Below are 787 nucleotides of genomic sequence, written 5' to 3'. Positions count from 1 at the left end.
AATCTCGGTTGATTTCTTTTCCTCGGGGTACTTAGATGTTTCAGTTCCCCCGGTTCGCCTCGTTAACCTATGTATTCAGTTAACGATAGTGCAACGAATTGCACTGGGTTTCCCCATTCGGACATCGACGGGTCAAAGGTTCATATCACCTCGCCGTCGCTTTTCGCAGATTAGCACGTCCTTCATCGCCTCTGACTGCCAGGGCATTCACCGTGTACGCTTAGTCGCTTAACCTCACAACCCGAAGATGTTTCTTTCGATTCACCATCGACTTGCGAAAATTTGAGAGACTCGAACACACCATTAAAGATGTGTCGTTTCAATTTTCAGCTTGATCCAGATTTTTAAAGAGCAAAACTTCGCAGTGCACCTTTTCAGGTTCACTCTGAAGTTTTCTTGTTTTCGCAGTAAAAGATGGTGGAGCTATGCGGGATCGAACCGCAGACCTCCTGCGTGCAAAGCAGGCGCTCTCCCAGCTGAGCTATAGCCCCATCGTTTTGCAATCTCTGTACCGCTCATCCTTTAAAAGGAGTTTGGTAGGCCTGAGTGGACTTGAACCACCGACCTCACCCTTATCAGGGGTGCGCTCTAACCACCTGAGCTACAAGCCTGCAGAGATTTTTACTGCTGTTTTTCATCAGACAATCTGTGTGAGCACTGCAAAGGCAGGTTCTTTAAGGTAAGGAGGTGATCCAACCGCAGGTTCCCCTACGGTTACCTTGTTACGACTTCACCCCAGTCATGAATCACAAAGTGGTAAGCGCCCTCCCGAAGGTTAAGCTACCTA

General features: G+C 48.3%; 2 tRNA genes and 2 rRNA genes. All 4 read right to left on the bottom strand.

The features are described from left to right. Positions 1-234: ribosomal RNA gene (locus APT89_RS11585) — 23S ribosomal RNA — on the bottom strand; the annotation flags it as partial. A 181-nt stretch (positions 235-415) separates the two neighbouring features. Further along, positions 416-491: transfer RNA gene (locus APT89_RS11580), tRNA-Ala, on the bottom strand. A 43-nt stretch (positions 492-534) separates the two neighbouring features. Further along, positions 535-611: transfer RNA gene (locus APT89_RS11575), tRNA-Ile, on the bottom strand. Between the two features lie 69 nt (positions 612-680). After that, positions 681-787: ribosomal RNA gene (locus tag APT89_RS11570) — 16S ribosomal RNA — on the bottom strand; the annotation flags it as partial.

This window comes from Enterobacter sp. 50588862 (assembly GCF_001462935.1).
Lineage (GTDB): Bacteria > Pseudomonadota > Gammaproteobacteria > Enterobacterales > Enterobacteriaceae > Enterobacter > Enterobacter bugandensis.
Note: the sequence above shows the minus strand (reverse complement) of the source record. Positions and strands in the feature narration are given on the sequence as shown.